Annotated in this window: 16 protein-coding genes; 2 read left to right on the forward strand and 14 right to left on the reverse strand. The window is 64.8% G+C overall.

The genetic code is table 11. The annotated features are described in order from the left end of the window. Positions 1-15: 15 nt before the first annotated feature. From OPU71_RS19060 to msrA, 5 genes are all read right to left on the reverse strand, one after another. A complete protein-coding gene (locus tag OPU71_RS19060; protein ID WP_267729658.1) occupies positions 16-1,827 on the reverse strand; it encodes an aminopeptidase P family protein in 1,812 nt (603 codons plus the stop codon). Positions 1,828-1,870: 43 nt separating this feature from the next. Then, complete coding sequence (locus OPU71_RS19065) at positions 1,871-2,080, reverse strand: hypothetical protein (protein ID WP_267729659.1); 210 nt, start codon at positions 2,078-2,080, stop codon at positions 1,871-1,873. 159 nt (positions 2,081-2,239) lie between these two features. Continuing rightward, the gene (locus OPU71_RS19070) at positions 2,240-3,262 is read right to left on the reverse strand and encodes an inorganic phosphate transporter (RefSeq protein WP_267729660.1); all 1,023 of its coding nucleotides are present in this window, start codon (positions 3,260-3,262) and stop codon (positions 2,240-2,242) included. A 41-nt stretch (positions 3,263-3,303) separates the two neighbouring features. Beyond that, positions 3,304-3,930 (reverse strand): DUF47 domain-containing protein, encoded by a 627-nt coding sequence (locus OPU71_RS19075; RefSeq protein ID WP_267729661.1) that lies wholly within the window; start codon positions 3,928-3,930, stop codon positions 3,304-3,306. Positions 3,931-4,013: 83 nt separating this feature from the next. Then, positions 4,014-4,559, reverse strand: coding sequence for a peptide-methionine (S)-S-oxide reductase MsrA (gene msrA, locus OPU71_RS19080; protein WP_267729662.1), 546 nt, complete (start codon positions 4,557-4,559; stop codon positions 4,014-4,016). 123 nt (positions 4,560-4,682) lie between these two features. On the opposite strand from msrA, the gene OPU71_RS19085 reads away from it, so the two are divergent. Then, positions 4,683-4,892 (forward strand): hypothetical protein, encoded by a 210-nt coding sequence (locus OPU71_RS19085; protein ID WP_267729663.1) that lies wholly within the window; start codon positions 4,683-4,685, stop codon positions 4,890-4,892. On the opposite strand, the gene OPU71_RS19090 is transcribed toward OPU71_RS19085, so the two are convergent. From OPU71_RS19090 to rpe, 7 genes are all read right to left on the reverse strand, one after another. Then, on the reverse strand, positions 4,879-8,904 hold the full coding sequence (locus tag OPU71_RS19090) for a translocation/assembly module TamB domain-containing protein (RefSeq protein ID WP_267729664.1): 4,026 nt from the start codon (positions 8,902-8,904) through the stop codon (positions 4,879-4,881). The two genes, OPU71_RS19085 and OPU71_RS19090, sit on opposite strands and share 14 nt — an antisense overlap. Before the next feature lie 20 nt (positions 8,905-8,924). Then, positions 8,925-9,752 carry an indole-3-glycerol phosphate synthase TrpC gene (gene trpC / locus OPU71_RS19095; protein WP_267729665.1) on the reverse strand — a complete coding sequence of 276 codons (828 nt, stop codon included), beginning with the start codon at positions 9,750-9,752 and terminating at the stop codon, positions 8,925-8,927. A gap of 15 nt (positions 9,753-9,767) precedes the next feature. After that, positions 9,768-10,796: an anthranilate phosphoribosyltransferase gene (gene trpD / locus OPU71_RS19100; RefSeq protein WP_267729666.1), complete on the reverse strand. Its 1,029-nt coding sequence runs from the start codon at positions 10,794-10,796 to the stop codon at positions 9,768-9,770. Between the two features lie 8 nt (positions 10,797-10,804). Continuing rightward, complete coding sequence (locus OPU71_RS19105; protein WP_267729667.1) at positions 10,805-11,368, reverse strand: anthranilate synthase component II; 564 nt, start codon at positions 11,366-11,368, stop codon at positions 10,805-10,807. Positions 11,369-11,378: 10 nt separating this feature from the next. Further along, the gene (gene trpE, locus OPU71_RS19110; RefSeq protein WP_267729668.1) at positions 11,379-12,866 is read right to left on the reverse strand and encodes an anthranilate synthase component I; all 1,488 of its coding nucleotides are present in this window, start codon (positions 12,864-12,866) and stop codon (positions 11,379-11,381) included. Positions 12,867-13,092: 226 nt separating this feature from the next. Then, on the reverse strand, positions 13,093-13,779 hold the full coding sequence (locus OPU71_RS19115; RefSeq protein ID WP_267729669.1) for a phosphoglycolate phosphatase: 687 nt from the start codon (positions 13,777-13,779) through the stop codon (positions 13,093-13,095). Between the two features lie 2 nt (positions 13,780-13,781). Continuing rightward, positions 13,782-14,474: a ribulose-phosphate 3-epimerase gene (gene rpe, locus OPU71_RS19120; protein ID WP_267729670.1), complete on the reverse strand. Its 693-nt coding sequence runs from the start codon at positions 14,472-14,474 to the stop codon at positions 13,782-13,784. A gap of 137 nt (positions 14,475-14,611) precedes the next feature. Here rpe and apaG point away from each other — a divergent pair, with 137 nt between their 5' ends. Next, positions 14,612-14,995: a Co2+/Mg2+ efflux protein ApaG gene (gene apaG, locus OPU71_RS19125; RefSeq protein ID WP_267729671.1), complete on the forward strand. Its 384-nt coding sequence runs from the start codon at positions 14,612-14,614 to the stop codon at positions 14,993-14,995. Positions 14,996-15,006: 11 nt separating this feature from the next. Here the strand turns inward: apaG and OPU71_RS19130 are convergent, their stop codons facing one another. Both OPU71_RS19130 and argJ read right to left on the reverse strand, forming a co-directional pair. Then, positions 15,007-16,812: a diguanylate cyclase gene (locus tag OPU71_RS19130; protein ID WP_267729672.1), complete on the reverse strand. Its 1,806-nt coding sequence runs from the start codon at positions 16,810-16,812 to the stop codon at positions 15,007-15,009. After that, on the reverse strand, positions 16,812-18,053 hold the full coding sequence (argJ, locus tag OPU71_RS19135) for a bifunctional glutamate N-acetyltransferase/amino-acid acetyltransferase ArgJ (protein ID WP_267729673.1): 1,242 nt from the start codon (positions 18,051-18,053) through the stop codon (positions 16,812-16,814). Before argJ ends, OPU71_RS19130 begins: the two co-directional genes overlap by 1 nt. Positions 18,054-18,076 lie beyond the last annotated feature (23 nt).

The raw sequence follows: 18,076 nt of genomic DNA on the forward strand, positions 1-18,076 counted from the left end.
CGCCGGCCACCCGTTTCAGATCGGCGCGGTGCGCTGCTCCAGCCAGGCCAGCGCCGCCCCGCTCACGAGCGGCGCGACGCGACTGCGCACTTGCGCGTGGTAGTCGTTGAGCCAGGCCACTTCATCCTCGCGCATCAGGCTGCGGTCGATGCAGCGCGTATCGATTGGGCACAGGGTCAGCGTTTCGAAGGCGAGGAAGTCGCCGAACTCGGTGCTGCCCGCTTCCACGTTGAGCATCAGGTTCTCGATCCGCACCCCCCACTGCCCGGGGCGATAGATGCCCGGTTCGTTCGAGGTGATCATGCCCGGCAGCATCGCCATGTCGGGATTGGCGATCGCCTTCGAGATCGACTGCGGGCCTTCATGCACGTTCATGAAGTAGCCAACGCCGTGGCCGGTACCGTGGCCGTACTCGATGCCCTCGGCCCAGATCGGCGCGCGCGCGAGTGCGTCGAGCGCGGGCGACAGCGTGCCAGCCGGGAACTTCGCGCGTGACAGGTTGATCATGCCCTTGAGCACCAGCGTGAAGTCGCGCTTCTGCGCGGCACTGGGTGAGCCCACGGCGACCACCCGTGTGATGTCGGTCGTGCCGCCGAGGTACTGGCCGCCCGAATCGATCAGCAGCAGCCCATCGCCTTCGATGTTTGCGTGCGAGGCTTCGGTCGCATGGTAGTGCGGCATGGCACCGTTGGCATTCCAGGCGGCGATGGTGCCGAAGCTGGCGCTGACGAAATTCGGGCGCCGCGCGCGCTCGGCGGTGAGTTTTTCGTCCACCGTCAGTTCGGTGATGGTCTCGTGCCCGACTGCCGCTTCGAACCAGGCGAAGAAGGCCGCCAGCGCGGCACCGTCCTGTGCCATGGCTTCGCGAACACAGGCAGCCTCGGCCGCCGTCTTGCGCGATTTGGCCAGCGTGCTCGGGTTGATGGCCTCGCGCACACAGACGCCCTCGGCGACCTTCTCGCGGAAGCCTTGCGTGACGCGTCGCGGGTCCATCAGCAGGACGGCATCACCCGGCAGCGCGGCCAGTGCCGCCGCAGCATCCTCATACGGCGCAAGCTGCACGCCATCGCGCGCCAGCGTTGCGGCAAGCGCGTCGGGCACCTTGCCGGCGCCGACAAACAGCGTCACCGTTTGCGGCCCCACCAGGGCGTGCGCAATGAAGACCGGGTTGTAGCTGACATCGGAACCACGCAGGTTCAGCAGCCAGGCAATGTCGTCGAGGGTCGAGATGAAATGCCATGCAGCGCCGTGCGCCGCCATGGCCTTGCGCAAGCTGTCGAGCTTTTCCGCACGCGAGGTCGCCGCATACGGCGGCAGGTGTTCATACACCGCCTCTGCCGGCAGCACGGGGCGATCCGTCCAGATCTCCTCAATCAGATCCAGATCAGCGCGCAGCGTGATCGCCCGCGCCGCAAAGGCGCTGCGAAGCTGTTGCGCCGACGCAAGCCCGAGCGAGGCCCCATCCACCGCGAGCGAGCCGCCCTCCGGCAGCTCGGCGGCAAGCCAGTCCACATGCTGCGTATTGTTGCCGGTGGGAATCTTCATCAGCGTGATGCCGGTGCCGGCCAGCTCTGCCTCTGCCTGCACCCAGTAGCGGCTATCGGCCCACACGCCGGCGAAATCCGCGCTCACGACCAGCGTGCCCATCGAGCCGGTGAAGCCCGACAGCCATTGGCGCCCCTGCCAGCGCTCGGGCAGATACTCCGACAAATGCGGGTCTGACGAGGGCACCAGACAGGCATCCACCTGGTGGCGGCGCAAGGCCGCGCGCAGGGCGTCAATGCGGGTACGGATCTGGGTCAGGCGCTCGGCGTTCTGGCTGGTCATCGTGTCTTCCGGCTTTTGGCGGGTTGTAAAAACAGGGGAACGATCAGTTCGCCCCGGCGAAGGACACGCCACGCGCATGCCCTTGGCCGGAGAAACTGCCATCGTCCCGCCCGCCAACGCGCGGCAAGGTCGCCAGCAGCGCGATACGTTCTGCGCGGCGCAGCGCCTTGCCGGTTTTGCGGTGGGCGCCCGCCTTGCGCATCAAGGCCGCGGCAACCAAGGGGTTGCGCGGAGCCAACAGGGGTTTCTTCATCGCTGTCTCCAAATGCCACGCGGGCCAGCACGGCCCGCGCAAGTCGCGCACGCGGGCAGGATTGCCCATGTGCAGGACGATGATCGCATGCCACCGCCCCAAAATGCAGCAGGGCGGCCCAAAGGCCGCCCTGACGAAACAAGCCGACGCGGATTCGTCTTAGAACAGGCGGCTGCCGATCTCGTACGAAACGCCGGCCATGAAGGCCGAGCACGGAATCGTCAGCACCCAGGCCCAGACGATGTTGCCGGCAACCCCCCAGCGGACGGCCTTGGCATTGTTGCAAGCGCCCACGCCGACGATGGCGCCGGTGATCGTGTGGGTGGTGGACACCGGAATACCGAATGCCGTGGCGATGAACAGCGTCATCGCGCCGCCGGTTTCGGCACAGAACCCGCCCACCGGCTTGAGCTTGGTGATCTTCTGACCCATCGTCTTCACGATGCGCCAGCCGCCAAACATGGTGCCGCAGGCGATCGTCACATAACAGGCGATCACAACCCAGTGCGGCAGGTGATCCTTGCTCGCCTGCATCCAGTGCGGAACGATGTCGGGGCTGGACACCGTGGCAGCAATCAACAGCATCCAGATGATGCCGGCGGTTTTCTGTGCGTCATTGCCGCCGTGCCCAAGGCTGTAGAGCGCGGCCGAAACGAGTTGTAATCGCCGGAACCATTTGTCGACCCTTCGCGGCGCGACCTTGAAGAAGATCCAGGACACCGCAAGCATCAGCAGCGAGCCGAGCAGCAAACCAAGCATGGGCGAAACGACAATGAAACTGACGGTCTTGATCAGGCCGGACGAGATCAGGGAATCGGTGCCCGACTTGGCCACCGCCGCGCCCACCAGGCCGCCGATCAGTGCATGGGACGAACTGGACGGAATGCCATACCACCAGGTGATGGCGTTCCAGATCACCGCCCCCATCAGGGCACCAAAGATCACATAGTGATCGACGATGCTCGGGTCGATCGTGCCCTTGCCGATCGTGGCTGCGACCTTCAGCGGGAACAGGAAGTACGCGACAAAGTTGAAGAAAGCCGCCCACAGCACAGCCCACTGCGGCCGAAGCACGCCGGTAGACACCACTGTTGCGATCGAGTTGGCCGCGTCGTGAAAGCCGTTCATGAAGTCGAACAGCAGCGCGAGCGCGATCAGAAGCAGAAGGACCTCAAAGGTCATCGGAAAACCCCGGTAGTTTCGGCAGACATGTTCGCGAACGCTTACGCGTTCTCGAACACGATGCCTTCGAGGATGGTGGCCACGATGTAGCAACGATCGGCCATGTCTTCAAGCCGTTCGTACACCGTGCGCATCTTCATGACCTGACGCACTTCCGGCTCTTCGCGGAACAACCGGGCCATCGCGGCACGCATCACGACATCGGTTTCGTCTTCGATCGAACCGATCTGCTTGCACAGATCGAGGATGCGCTTGGCATGCTCCATGTTCGAAATGAGCGAGACCGCCTCACGCACCTTCTCCGAGGCCTGCACGCACAGATCGGCCAAGTGCTTGGCTTCGGGCGTGAGCTTCTGGATGTCGTACTCATAGACGGTCATCGCCGCGCCGTGCGCGGTATCGATGATGTCGTCGAGCCGCAGCGCGAGGGCGTGGATGTCTTCGCGGTCAATCGGCGTGATGAAGGTCTTGTGCAGCATCTCCAGCGTGGCGTGGGTCAGCGTGTCGGCTTCCTTCTCGACCGCTTCGATCCGGCGCATCCGGCTGGGGAGTTGATTGATGTCACCCATCAGCGCGGCAAGCTCTTTCGAACCTTCCACGACCTTCACGGCGACCGCATCGAAATTCTCAAAAAAGCGCCCTTCACGGGGCATGAAACGAGCAAACATGGGGCTCTTCTCGGCCAGTTGTAATGAAACTGTAATTTTAAGGTACTGCAGCCGAATCACCCACAACTATCTGGGTTTTCCCCTCACTTCAGCAGCCGCGCGAAGCGCTGGCGAAACTTGCCAAGCTTGGGCGCCACCACGAAGGCGCAGTAGGGCTGGTTCTCGTGGCCCCGATAGTAGCCCTGATGGTAGGGCTCTGCCGGATAGAACTGCGCGGCGGGCACGAGCTCGGTCACGATGGGCGCCGAGAAGACGCCTTCGCGCTGCAAGCTCTCCATCATCGTCTGCGCTGCCAGGCGCTGGGCATCGCTGTGCCAGAAAATCACGCTGCGGTATTGCGGCCCGACGTCGTTGCCCTGACGGTTGGGTGTGGTCGGGTCATGAATGACAAAGAACACCTCCAGCAATTCGCGATAGCTGACCACCGCCGGGTCAAAGCGCAACTGCACGACCTCGGCATGACCACTGCTGCCCTTGCAGATGTCGTCGTAGGTGGGCGCACTCAGGTGCCCGCCGCTGTAGCCCGAGGTCACGGCCTGAACGCCGCGGACCTGCTCGAATACCGCCTCAAGGCACCAGAAGCACCCGCCGCCGAGCACCGCAATTTCATCCGGATGCTGACCTGTCATCGCACACCTCCGTTTTCGATAATCTGCTGTGACCCGGCGGATCATGAATCGATCCCGTCCACGCAACAGTTTTTCACAAACCACCCACTCAAGCGCGGCCGACTCAAGCCGATTCCGTCAGTCATGAAAGTAGAAAAGAAGCCTGACGGCACCTGGACTGTGAGTGCCGAAGACGGCCGTGTTGTGGGTACTCTCGACGGCCGCTACGGCGAATGGGTTGCCCGTGCCGGGTCGATCACCCTGGGGGTATGCCGGACCCGCCAGACGGCCGAGGTGCTGGTCCGCGCCTACGCCCAAGGCAAGAAGTCAATGAAATGGCTTAACGGAAGCTGATGTTGTATTGCAGATCGAGCGCATTGTCGGTACCGGCACGCGCCACCAGGGAAAGCGTTCGGGTCAGCGCATAGCTGAGCTTGACGAGGGTTTCCCCACCCGACAGGCTTTGCTCAAAGCTCAGGTTTATGTTCTGCGTGAGCCGTTTGCCGATCAACAAGACCTGCCCCGGTACGGAATCGGAGGCCGCCGCCGCGCTGCTGCTGGAAAAGCCGGTCGCGGAGCCTGCCACCTGGCTCACCGCGGCATTGCCCAAGCCGCGGTTGTCTGACTGTGCAAGCGTGATCTGGTCGACGCCAAAAGTCCGTGCCACCTGGTTCGTCAGACCGCCGGTCTGATCGCCAAGCAAAGCGCTTGCCGCCGCAATCAGCAAGGCACCATCGCCTTCCGACGAGCCCGCCGGGCCGCGCCCGAGGATGATCCACGAGAGCTTCTCAGCATCCGGCACGTTCGGGTCCGATACCAGGCGCACCTTGGGGCGCTGCGCCGAGCCACTGATCGCGACACCGGCCTCCACCTGAAGCCCCTTGCGCAGCGCAGTAATCGCCAGCGTCGGGTTATCCAGCGGCCCCTGGAAGGTAATCAAGCCCTCTTCGATCGAGAGGCGCTGGCCGTACGCATCGTACTGACCATCGCGGGTTTCGATCTGCCCGCTGGCGCGGAAGGGTTCGCCCGGCCGCCCACGCAGGTGAATTTCACCCGCCAGCCGGGTATCCACGCCATAGGCGTGCAGGTACAGCGAGCGCCCCAGATCGGCGGCGAGATCCACGTCGATGCGGAAGGGGCGCTCCTGCGGAACCGAACGGCCACGCACAACGACATCTTCGTCAAGCTGCGGCGCGCGGTTCGAGGTCAGGCCCACATAGCCCGCCGGCGCAGCGAGGCGCCCCTTGATCGCCACCGAATCCCAGGTGGTGACCACTTCGGCCTCGCCCGAGAGCATGAGCCAGAGGTTGGGCTGCTGAAGAATCGGCAATCGCTCCGCCGTCACCTGAAACTGCCCCTTGCCGGTGGCCAGATCAATGTCGCCGACCACGCCCGCCAAGCCCGGCTGCGCCGCCAGGTTCGCATAGTCGATACGGCGCTCGTTCGGGCGCACCCGGCTGGGCGAAACGAAGGAGAGTCTTTCAAGACGGAAGCGGTCGGCATCAAAACGCGCGACGAGCGATCCGCCGCTCAGTCGCAAGCCCTGCTCGACCAGGAGCACGCCGAGCCCCTCGCCCACAATTTCACCACTTGCGATCGGCTGGTCCGGCGTGCCGCTAAGCGAGAAATCACCCTGGATCGAACCTTCGGTACGCAGGTTCGGGTCGACCACCGGACCCAGCCAGCTCACCGAAGGCACTTCGATTCGTGCGCGGCCGAGCAGCGGTTCGCTGCGCGCCAGGCGCCAGCCGTGGCCGTGACGCCGCGTCTGCGCGGTAGCCGAGGCCGAAATCACACCGATGCGCTTGCCTGCCGCGCTGGCGGCCAGCGCCACGCGATCATCGGTGGCGGCAATGATTGCTTCAAATTCGGTCAGCCCTAATGCCACCGGCGCATCGCCGTCGAGCACGAGATCGCCCGCCTCACGGAATACCCGGATCTGCCCATTGACCGTCTGCTTCAGGGCCAGATCCCACTCCGCCCCCATCTGCAAGCTGTCACCCCGGGCCACCACCTGCTGCGCATCGTTCAGACTCAAGCCCAGCCGCATTCCCGTCATGCTGCCCTTGGCGATCAGCTCATCGGGCCGCCAGGAGGTTTGCTCCAGCACGATTGCCGCGCGTTCGCCTTGCAGCCGCGTGCTTGCCAGTTGCAGGTGATCCGGCCCAAAGGACAGCGCAACCGGTTCGGTCAGATTAAGCTCGGCATCCCAGTCGATCATCATCGCCTCGATCATGCCGGACCAATCAAGCCGCTCCGACAAGCCGCCGCGCGCGGTCAGCGAGGCCGAGCGCGCTTTCGGGAAGTCCAGTTCCATCGTCAGCTTGTGCTGCGCGCGCGTGCCAAGCAGGGTCATCGCGCCGCGCCGCACATACTGGTCAGCCCCCTGCATGCTGCGCACACCGGCAACCGTGAGCCGCACATCCATCGCACCGTCGCGCCCTTCGTTCAAACGCCCCCGCAGATTGATCGCGTCGGCTCGCACCACATCGGGCAGTGCCAGTTGCGAGGCCGCCAGGTCGATCGCGCCGGCCGGCTGCTCGATCGTGCCGCCTAGGTTTCCGCGCGCAACAAGTCGGCCGGAAAAGCCCTGGCCCAAGTGTTCAAGATGGGGCGCATCAACCCTCAAGGTCAGGCGATCGCCCTTCACGCCGAAGGCCCCCTGGGCCGCAAGCTGGTTGCCGAGCGCATTGAGCTTGATATCGGCCGCGCGGACCCGCGCGCCGTCCAGCATCAGGGTGCCCCCGCCAGCGAGCGGCATGCCGGCCAGCGTGCTGTCGGCAAGCGCGAGCCGGGCATCGAGCACCAGGCGCGGCACCAGCTTGCCGGACGCCGCCATCGTGCCGGTGAGCTTGCCACGCGGCGCAGGCTTCCACAGCGCCGATGGATCGACCGACTGCGCCTCAGCTTCCAGCTTGAATGCCCGCCCGCCCGCCATGTCCAGGCTGCCGGCCGCCTTGAGCCGCATCGGGCCAGAAATCAGCTCGACGCGATCAACACCGACATTGCCGCGCCGATAGCTGGCCACCAGATCCGCGACAACCCGCCCGTCGCCCAGGCGCCCTTCCACCCGCTGGCGATCGCGATCCGGCTTGGCCACCAGTTCGCCGCCCACGCTCAAAACCGGCAAGGCCGAGTGAATACGCGCCAGATCCAGCGCCTTGATCGCAAGGCGCGCCTCGGTGCGGCCCTCGGGATCGGCGGCGGCGTCATCGGTCGGGCGCCAGGCAATATCGCCGCGGACGCGCCCGCCGCCGGCTGCAGTGAGGTCCAGATCCTTGACGATCAGTTCGCTGGCATCGAAGGTCAGGCACGCCGCAAGCCGTTCGATCGGCAGGCGGCCGGAATCCAGCGTACCGGGCGCGGCATTCGAGACTTCGACCGGGCCTTCGATCCGCGCAGCAGCCAGCCGCGCCGCCTCCGGCACGCCCCCCTGCGGCAGCGAAGGCTGAAGTCGCACTTTGAAGCTCAGCGCCGCACTCGGGGCATCCGGGAAGAACTTCTTCGGATCGAAGGTGCCCCCTTCGGCTTCAACCAGCACCACCGGCAAGGGGTCGAACACCCGCAGGCCGAGCCTGGCGGTGCCGGCCAGCGCGTCGCTACGGGCCTGCACGTCAAGCATCATCTCGGTCAGCGAACCGGTCGCGGTGAAGCGGGTATCGATGGCGTGCGCGCCGTAGTGGGCAGCCAGGCTACCCTGCGCATCAAGCGCGAACGGGGCTTCGCTGCCGATCGTGCCGTTCAGGCTCGCCGCCCCCCAGTCGGTGATGCCGGAGACGCGATTGATCGTCCAGCGTGCGTGATCGAGCCGCGCGGCCGCCCGCGCATCGCGCAAACCAAAAATGCGCTGCACTTCGCCCGCCACCCGCTCGTTCAGCGTGAACTGGCCCAGCACCACATCGTCCAGTTGAAGGCCGATCGGCAGAGCCATCGAAACGAAGGGTCCGCTCGGCTCGGGCGAGATGGCGTAAGTCACCGTCAGCTCGCGCGCATGCACCCGCGAGGCATTGAGCCAGCCGGTTAGCAGCCCGCCCAGCTGCCAGCGCAGATCCACCTCGCGCGCATCGATCTGAATGCCATCCAGATCATAGGCAAAGCGTTTTGCCTTCACGCCGTGCAACAGACTGCCGTCGGGTTGTTCCAGGCGGATCTGCCCGCGGGTGGCCGCATCCAGCGCACCGGCCACAAAGCGCAAGCCGGATACAGTCGAGATCAGCCAGGCGACCAGCAACCACGGCGCAGCGGCGGCCAACAACCCGAGCAGGATCGCAATCGGCCGCCGGGCGGCGCGGTGCACAACACCGCGCGGCGGGCGCACCAGCGCAGGGATTTCGCTTGCGTGCGGTGCCGTTTCGTCAGGCTGCATGGCGCCGCAACGCGATCGCGTCAAGCAAACAAGCGTGCCAGCTCGACGCCCGGCTCAGGGGCCCGCATGAAAGCCTCGCCCACCAGGAAGGCGTTCACATGGCGGACGCGCATCGTTGCCACATCGGCGGCAGAAAGGATGCCGCTTTCGGTCACAACGATGCGGTCTTCCGGGATGCGGTGCAACTGCGACAAGGTCGCATCGAGACTCACTTCAAATGTGCGAAGGTTGCGGTTGTTGATGCCGATCAGCGGCGTTTTCAGCTGCAAGGCGATATCCAGTTCATCGCCGTCATGCACCTCGACCAGCACTGCCATGCCCAAGGAATGCGCCAGCGCTTCGAGCGCAGTCAGTTCAGCCAGCGCGGCCGCCGCCGTATCCCCCTGGGCGCCCTCGGGCGGCAGGAAGGCGGCGACGATCAGCAGGATGCAGTCGGCGCCCATCGCGCGCGCCTCATGCACCTGATAGCTATCAACGATGAAGTCCTTGCGCAGCACCGGCAAGCCGCATACCGCGCGGGCCGCCTGCAGGTATTCCGGCGCGCCCTGGAAGTAGTCACGGTCAGTGAGCACCGACAGGCATGCCGCCCCGCCCCGTTCGTAAGAAGTGGCGATCTCGGCCGGCGCGAAGTCCGCACGGATCACGCCCTTCGACGGGCTCGCCTTTTTGATCTCGGCAATCACGCCCGGTTTGCCGGCGGCAATCTTCGCGCGCAGCGCCCCCACGAAATCGCGGATCGGGCCCGCAGCCTCGGCCGAGGCCCGCATCGACTCGCGCGACACCACGGCGACGCCCGCCGCCACTTCCTCGCGCTTGGTCGCAATGATCTTCTGGAGAATGTCAGACATGGGCTTTCCCGTCGCTCAAGCGGCAAATTGCTGGGTGAAGGCCGCGAATTCATCCAGCTTGGCGCGTGCGGCGCCACTGGCGATTGCCGCCAGCGCACGCTCGACGCCATCGGCGAACGAATCGGCCGCGCCCGCCACGTAAAGGCTGGCACCGGCATTGAAGGCCACGATGTCACGCGCGGCTGGCAGCTTGCCGCCCAGCGCACCGAGCAACATCTCGCGCGAATCTTCCACCGTAGCAGCGCGCAGCGCAGAGGCCGCGTGCAGGGGCAAGCCCACGTCTTCGGGCGACACCCGGTACTCGCGCACCACGCCATCGCGCAGTTCGCCGACCAGCGTCGGCGCCGAGATCGACAACTCATCGAGCCCGTCGAGCCCGTGCACGATCATCACGTTGCGCGCCCCCAGGCGCTGCAGCACCCGCACCTGGATGCCAACCAGATCGGGGTGAAACACCCCCATCAGCTGGTTGGCGGCATTGGCCGGATTGGTGAGCGGCCCAAGGATGTTGAATATGGTCCGCACGCCAAGTTCGCGGCGAACCGGGCCCGCGTGCTTCATGGCGGCATGGTGATTGGGGGCGAACATGAAGCCCAGCCCCACGGTATCGATGCACGCACCCACCTGCTCGGGCGTTAGCGCCAGATTGACCCCAAGCGATTCCAGCACGTCTGCCGAACCCGACTGCGACGAGACCGAGCGCCCGCCGTGCTTGGCAACCCGCGCACCGGCCGCTGCGGCAACGAACATCGCGCCGGTGGAAATATTGAAGGTGTGGGCGCCATCGCCACCGGTGCCACAGGTATCCACCAGCGATTGCGGGTCGGACTTGAGCGGCACCTTGCTGGCGAATTCACGCATCACCGTGGCTGCGCCGGCGATCTCGCCGACGGTTTCCTTCTTCACTCGCAACCCGGAAATGATGGCGGCAATCATGACCGGCGACACCTGGCCAGACATGATCTGCCGCATCAGATCGACCATCTCCTCGTGGAAGATCTCGCGATGCTCGATGACGCGTTGCAGGGCTTCCTGGGGGGTCATGGCAGTCCTCAGAGGTCGAGAAAGTTCTTCAGCAAGTGGTGCCCGCCCTCGGTCAAGATGGACTCCGGGTGGAACTGCACGCCTTCGATCGGCAGGTTGCGGTGGCGCACACCCATGATCTCGCCGTCTTCTGTCCATGCCGTCACTTCAAGGCATTCAGGGCAGGTTTCCCGCTCGATCGCAAGCGAGTGATAGCGCGTTGCCGTGAAGGGATTCGGCAGCCCGCGGAACACCCCTTTGTCGGCGTGCGAAATCGGCGAGGTCTTGCCGTGCATCAGGCGCTTGGCGTGCACGATCTTGCCGCCAAAGGCCGCGCCGATTGACTGGTGCCCGAGGCACACGCCAAGGATCGGCAGCTTGCCGGCGAAGTGCTTGATCGCCGCGACCGAGATGCCCGCTTCAGCCGGCGAACACGGGCCGGGCGATACCACCAGTTTGTCCGGCCGCAGCAGCTCGATCTGCTCCACGGTGATCTGGTCGTTGCGGAACACGCGCACGTCGGCGCCCAGCTCGCCGAAGTACTGGACGAGGTTGTAGGTAAAGCTATCGTAGTTATCGATCATCAACAGCATGGCAGGCTCCTTATTCGAATCGGGTATCGAGGCCACGTTCGGCCATCTCGGCAGCGCGCAAGACCGCACGGGCCTTGTTTTGCGTTTCCTGCCATTCCGATTCGGGGTTGGAGTCGGCAACGATGCCGGCCCCCGCCTGTACATGCAGCTGACCATCCTTGAGCACTGCCGTGCGGATTGCGATTGCCACGTCCAGTTCGCCATCAAAGCCGAGATACCCCACCGCACCGGCATAGATGCCACGCTTGACCGGTTCAAGCTCGTCGATGATTTCCATCGCGCGAACCTTCGGCGCGCCTGACACGGTGCCGGCCGGGAAGGCCGCACGCAGCACCGCCAGCGGCGCGGCGCGCTTGTCGTCGAGATCCTTGAGCTTGCCTTCGACGTTCGAGACGATGTGCATCACGTGCGAGTAGCGTTCGACGATGAACTGCTCGGTCACCTTCACGGTGCCGGTGGCTGCAACACGGCCGACATCGTTACGCCCAAGATCGAGCAGTTGCAGGTGTTCGGCGCGCTCTTTTTCGTCGGCGAGCAATTCCTTTTCCAGCGCGAGATCTTCTTCCTGCGTGGCGCCGCGTTTGCGCGTGCCGGCAATCGGGCGCACGGTGACTTCACCGTCTTCGAGCTTGACCAGGATCTCCGGCGAGGCGCCGACGACCTGGAAATCCTCGAAGTTGAAATAGAACATGTAGGGGCTGGGGTTGAGCGCGCGCAGGCTGCGGTACAGCGCCATCGGGCTCGCCGCGAAGGGCTTGCTCATGCGCTGAGACAGCACCACCTGCATGATGTCGCCATCCACGATGTACTGCTTGGCCTTCTCGACCGCCTGCTTGAACGCCACCTCGCCGAAACCGGACACTGCTTCGGCCGGCTCAACGCTCACATCGGCCGGAATCGAGACCGGCTCGCGCAGCTTGGCGAGCAGTTCCTTCAAGCGACGCTGCGCGCGCTTGTAGGCGCCGGGCACTTCCGGCTCCGCATACACGACCAGCGTCAGCTTGCCCGAAAGGTTATCGACAATCGCGATCTCTTCGGAGAGCAACAACACGATGTCCGGCACGCCCAGCGGGTCTTTCGGTTCGTGCTTGGCGAGCTTGGGCTCGATGTAACGCACGGTGTCGTAACCGAAGGCGCCGACCAGACCGCCGCAGTAACGCGGCAGGCCGGCACGCGGCGGCACCTTGATCCGCTGCATGAATTCGCCGATGTAGTTGAGCGGATCGCCATAGTCACGACGCTCGACCAGGCGGTCGTTGGTCAGCAGCAGGGCCGAGCGGCCATACACTTCGATGCGCGTGTTGGCGCGCAGGCCAATGATCGAGTAGCGGCCGAAACGCTCACCCCCCTGCACGGATTCGAGCAGGTAGGTCCAGGATTCGTTGGCCAGCTTGAGGTAGATCGAGAGCGGCGTGTCGAGATCGGCAAAGGTCTCGAGCGTCAGCGGGATGCGGTTGTAGCCCTGTTGGGCCAAGGCGTTGAATTCGGATTCGGTCATCATGACTCCACGGTCTTGTCCCGCACCGGGTACCCAAGGCGGGCACCTCAAAGCTGGTCGCGGGCGGATTGTCCTGAACATCGAGGCGCGCCAAAACGCGCCGAAACTGCGGGTGGGTCAGCCGACCCGCCATGAGCACCCGGTGCGCTGCCATCGAGCGGCGGCGCGAGACGGGAGGTGCTCCTTTCCGATGTGCAGGTTCTCGCAGGTCATTTGGGTATCGTGTTCAGGCCGAGTTGCGCCGGACATGGCGCAGCAATTCGGGGAAGGCCGATACTAACCCGTCGCATTCGATGGTGTCCACGGCGCGGCCTTCGCTGTAGCCGTAGGTCATCAGCAGCACCGGCACGCCCGCCGCTTGCGCCGCCAGCGCGTCGTTTGCCGAATCGCCCACCATCAGCGCGCGCGTTGTCGATACGCCCAGCGCCTCGCAGGCGTGCAGCACCGGGGCCGGGTCGGGTTTCTTGACCGGAAGCGTATCGCCGCTGACGACACAACCGAAGAACCGGGCAAGCCCCATGTGCTCAAGCAAGGGCGCGGTGAACGCACCTGCTTTGTTGGTGATGCAGGCCATGCGGATGCCCTGAGACGACAGCGCGTCAAGCGTTTCGGCAACGCCTTCGTAGATGCGCGTGGAGTGGCCATTCACCGCCGCGTAGTGGCGCCGGAACACCGCGACCGCAGCATCGAGCACCGCTGCATCGCGCGGTGCCCGGCCATCGGTGAGGCAGCGCTGCACCAGATTCGGAATGCCCTTACCGACGAAGCGGGTGACCTCGTCGAGCGAGCGCGTCGGCTCGCCCAGTTCGGCAAGCATGCGCCGGGCTGCTTCGTGCAGATCGGGGATGGTGTCGAGCAAAGTGCCGTCAAGGTCGAAGAGCACCGCATCCACATCGAAAACCGGCACCGGCACGATCAGACCTTGGCCAGTTCGCTACGCATCGCGGCGATCACGCTGTCGTAACGGTTCGGATCAGAGGCTTTGCCCGCACCGAACACGGCGGACCCGGCAACAAAGGTGTCCGCCCCCGCCCGCGCGATCTCCGCGATGTTGTCGATCTTCACGCCCCCGTCGATCTCCAGCAGGATCTTCTTGCCGGTTTCGCGTTCCCAGGCGTCGAGCCGCGCGCGCGCTTCGGCTAGCTTCACCAGGGTCTGCGGGATGAACTTCTGCCCGCCAAAGCCGGGGTTCACCGACATCAGCATGATCAGGTCGATCTTGTCCATCACATGATCGAGCCAGTTCAGCGGCGTTGCCGGATTGAACACCAGGCCCGCCTGGCAACCGTGATCGCGGATCAGCGCGAGCGTGCGGTCGACATGGCGCGAGGCTTCCGGGTGAAAAGTGATGATGTTGGCGCCCGCTTTGGCAAACAGCGGCACCAGCGAATCGACCGGCTCGACCATCAGGTGCACATCGATCGTTGCGTTCGTGATCGGGCGAAGGGCCTCGCAAACCAGCGGGCCGATGGTGAGGTTGGGGACGTAGTGGTTATCCATCACGTCGAAGTGAATCCAGTCAGCCCCCGCTGCCAGAACGTTGAGAACCTCTTCGCCCAATTTGGCGAAATTTGCCGAGAGAATGCTCGGTGCAATGCGATAGCTCACGGTATCCCCCGCACGAAAAGCGCGATTTTCCCAGAAGCGGCGACAAACCGGAAACCAAGCGTGAATTCGACCATGGCGCCGCGCCGCCATGCGCGATTGAATGGGCGCCTTGTTCCGCAGGATGCGCGCGCCTTCCAATGACCCAATCGACCACGCCAGCAATCGCCGTTACCGCCCAGGCGCAGTACATCGAAGACCAGTCCGCACCGGAGGAAGGGCGATTCGTTTTTTCCTACCATGTGACGATCGAGAATACCGGCGAGATCCCGGCGCAATTGATCAGCCGGCACTGGGTGATTACCGATGCGGACGGGCGGGTGCAGGAAGTGCGCGGCGTGGGGGTGATCGGCGAGCAACCGCGCCTGGAGCCCGGCGAAGCATTCGAGTACACCAGTGGCTGCGCCCTGGCGACGCCGGTCGGCACCATGCGCGGCGCATACCAGATGGTGACGGACGCGGGCAGCAAATTTGAAGCCGCGATCCCGGAGTTCGTTCTCGCAGCGCCGCGCAAGCTGCACTGAGTTCGGGCGCCTCAGCCGAGGCGCAAGCAGGCATCCGCGGCAAAATCGCTGCTTGCCGTCTCATCGGCCCCCAGCGTCAGCACCACGGCAACACCCAGGCGTGCTGCGGCGGCAGCTGCCGCACTTGAAGCCCGCGCAACAAGGCCGTCGCCGTTTGGCAGCCGGATGTAGCTGAGCGCGTCCATCAACAAGGTATCGACGCGCAAGCGCGCCGGATCATTGGCCGCGAGGCCGAAGCGGAGCCCACGCGCAATCAGTTCATTCAGCCCTTCCGGGCGAACCATGGCGGCGTCAAACTCCAGCACCAGTTGGGCACCAACGACATCCAGGCGCGCGAGGACGCCACGGCACGCAGCGATGAAGCGGGGGTCGCCCAGGCTTGCGCGGGCAGGTGCAAACGCCCAGACGCCACCCTTTGCGGCCTCCGCCAGGGCTGCCAAGCGCTCAAGCACGCGGGTATCGGATGCGAGCGCCAGCGCGGCATCAGGCGAAACCAGCTCGGTCAACGCCACGGGGGATTCCCCGGGCACCGTCGCAACCGGGCGAACGCGCCGAGCCCAGACCGCACCATCCGGCGCCAGAAACTCATCGGCCACCGCATCCAGCCGGTCCGCGTCCAGCGCCTCCCGCAGCGCGGCTTCTGCCGAATCCTGCTGCGCCACCAGTTCATCGAATTCGTCGGCCACGAAGCGCACGCAGTTCTTGCCTGCGTTCTTGGCGCGATACATTGCCGCATCGGCGCTTGCAACCAGTGCGTCGTCGGCACCGTCATGCGGATAGACAGCAATGCCGATACTGGCCGCCACCCTGATCAGATTCCCTTCGTACTCGACCACCTCGGTGGCGCAGGCGACCAGCTTCTGCGCAAGGCGCGCCGCCGCCAATGGATCGCTCAACTCATCGGCGATGACGATGAACTCGTCGCCGCCCAGCCGCGCGACCGTATCGCTTTCACGGACTGCGGCGACGAAGCGCCCGGCCACCGTTTTCAGAACATGGTCACCGGCACCATGGCCAAAACGGTCGTTCACCGGCTTGAAGTTGTCCAGATCAACGAAGAACACCGCAAAACCTGCGCGGTTGCGCCGGGCCTTGGCCTGCGTGGCCACCATGGCCTGACGAAAACCGTTGCGGGTGAGCACGCCGGTCAGTTCGTCGACGCCCGCGAGCGAGCGGTTCTGGGCTTGCGCCTCGTTCTGCGCGGCGGCCTGGCGGGCAATTTCTGCACGCGCCTCGGCAAGCAAGCCGGTCTGTCGGCCGATGTCTTCCCGCAAACGGTTGGTGCGCAGCGCGGCGATCACACCCATGGCAATCACGGCCAGCACCAGGGCCAAGCCGACCCACACGCCCGCCGGCTGGCGATCAGCCGCTTGCTTGGCGACTGCGATGGCGGCCTTGACCGGCGGTGTCGCAGGCGGCTGCGCATACAATTTTTCATCGCCAGCCCGCACCCAGACTTCTCGGTTGAACTCGTCCAGCGGCAACAGCTGATCCGTCGCGACGCTTTTCTCAGAGCCACGATGCACGATGAAGTTGATTACCGTCGCCCCTTCCTGCAACGGTATGTCGAAGTAGATGCCGTAGTCGGTCGTGCCGGTGGGTTTGAGCGGATCGGTCCAAAGCACGTCGCTGCCAAGCGCATGGCCGTCGCCCCAGACATGCAGCCCCCAGCCTTCGTAACGGCCATCGCTGCGCTGGAAGTGAATCCGCGCGTAACCATCCGGCGCCTGTGCCAGGCTTGCAGGCGCAAGCCCAAGCGCGGTGAGCGCAAACGCGAACCAGCAAAGCAGCCTTAGCAGCGGACGGTATCGTGGCATCAGGAACGGTAGTCGGCGTTGATCTTCACGTAATCGTAGGAAAAATCGCAGGTCCACACCGTTGCGGCAACCGGGCCGCGCGCAAGGTCAATACGGATCGTGATCTCGTCGGACTTCATGATCCGCGCGCCGTCGGCCTCTTGATAGCTCGCAGCGCGGCCGCCCTGCTCCGCTACCAACACCTCACCGCAGGCGTCGCCCAGCCACACGCGCAAACGATCAACATCCAGATCACCCACGCCAGCGTAACCGATCGCAGCGAGGATTCGGCCCAGATTCGGATCAGACGCGAAGAACGCGGTCTTGACCAGTGGCGAGTGCGCTACGGCATAGGCAACCTTGCGGCATTCGTCGCGATCCGCGCCGCCTTCGACGGCCACGGTCATGAATTTAGTGGCGCCTTCGCCGTCACGCACGATGGCCTGCGCGAGCCAGACCGCCGCATCGATCACCGCAGCACGCAGTGCGGCGAATTCCGGCGATGCTGCGTCGACGATTTCGCTGGCGCCTGATGCGCCGGTCGCAATCAGGATGAACGAATCATTGGTCGAGGTATCGCCGTCGACGGTAATGCTGTTGAACGACAGATCGGCCGCCTCGCGCACAAGCTGCTGCAATAGCGGCTGCGCCAGGGCGGCATCGGTTGCCATGAAGCCCAGCATGGTCGCCATGTTGGGCTTGATCATGCCGGCGCCTTTGCTGATGCCGGTGATCGTGACGGGCTTGCCGCCAATGCTGATACTGCGTGAGGTGGCCTTAGCGACGGTGTCGGTGGTCATGATGCCGTGTGCTGCGTCATGCCAGCCATCGGCCCGCAGATCCGCCTTTGCAGCGGGCAGCCCCGCAACCAGGCGCTCAACCGGGAGGTGCTCGAGAATCACCCCGGTGGAAAACGGCAGCACTTCATTGGCGGCCACCCCCAGGGTTTCGGCGACGGCATCGCAGCTTGCCTTGGCGTTGGCAAGTCCAAGCTGGCCGGTGCCGGCGTTGGCAATGCCGGTATTGATGATCAGCGCACGAATCGCGCCGTGCACCGCCAGATGTTCTTTGCAAACGTGCACCGGTGCTGCGCAGAAACGGTTCTGCGTGAAGACGCCGGCGGCGCGGCTGCCCGGCGCGAGTTCGATCAATGTCAGGTCACGCCGATCGACTTTGCGGATGCCCGCTTTGGCAACACCAAGGCGAACGCCGGCAACCGGCAGGAGTTCAGAGGCTACAGGGGGGGCAAGGCGAACCGGCATAAAGACTCCAGATCAGTGGTGCC

Source organism: Niveibacterium sp. 24ML, assembly GCF_026586805.1.
In the GTDB taxonomy this organism is placed as follows: domain Bacteria; phylum Pseudomonadota; class Gammaproteobacteria; order Burkholderiales; family Rhodocyclaceae; genus Niveibacterium.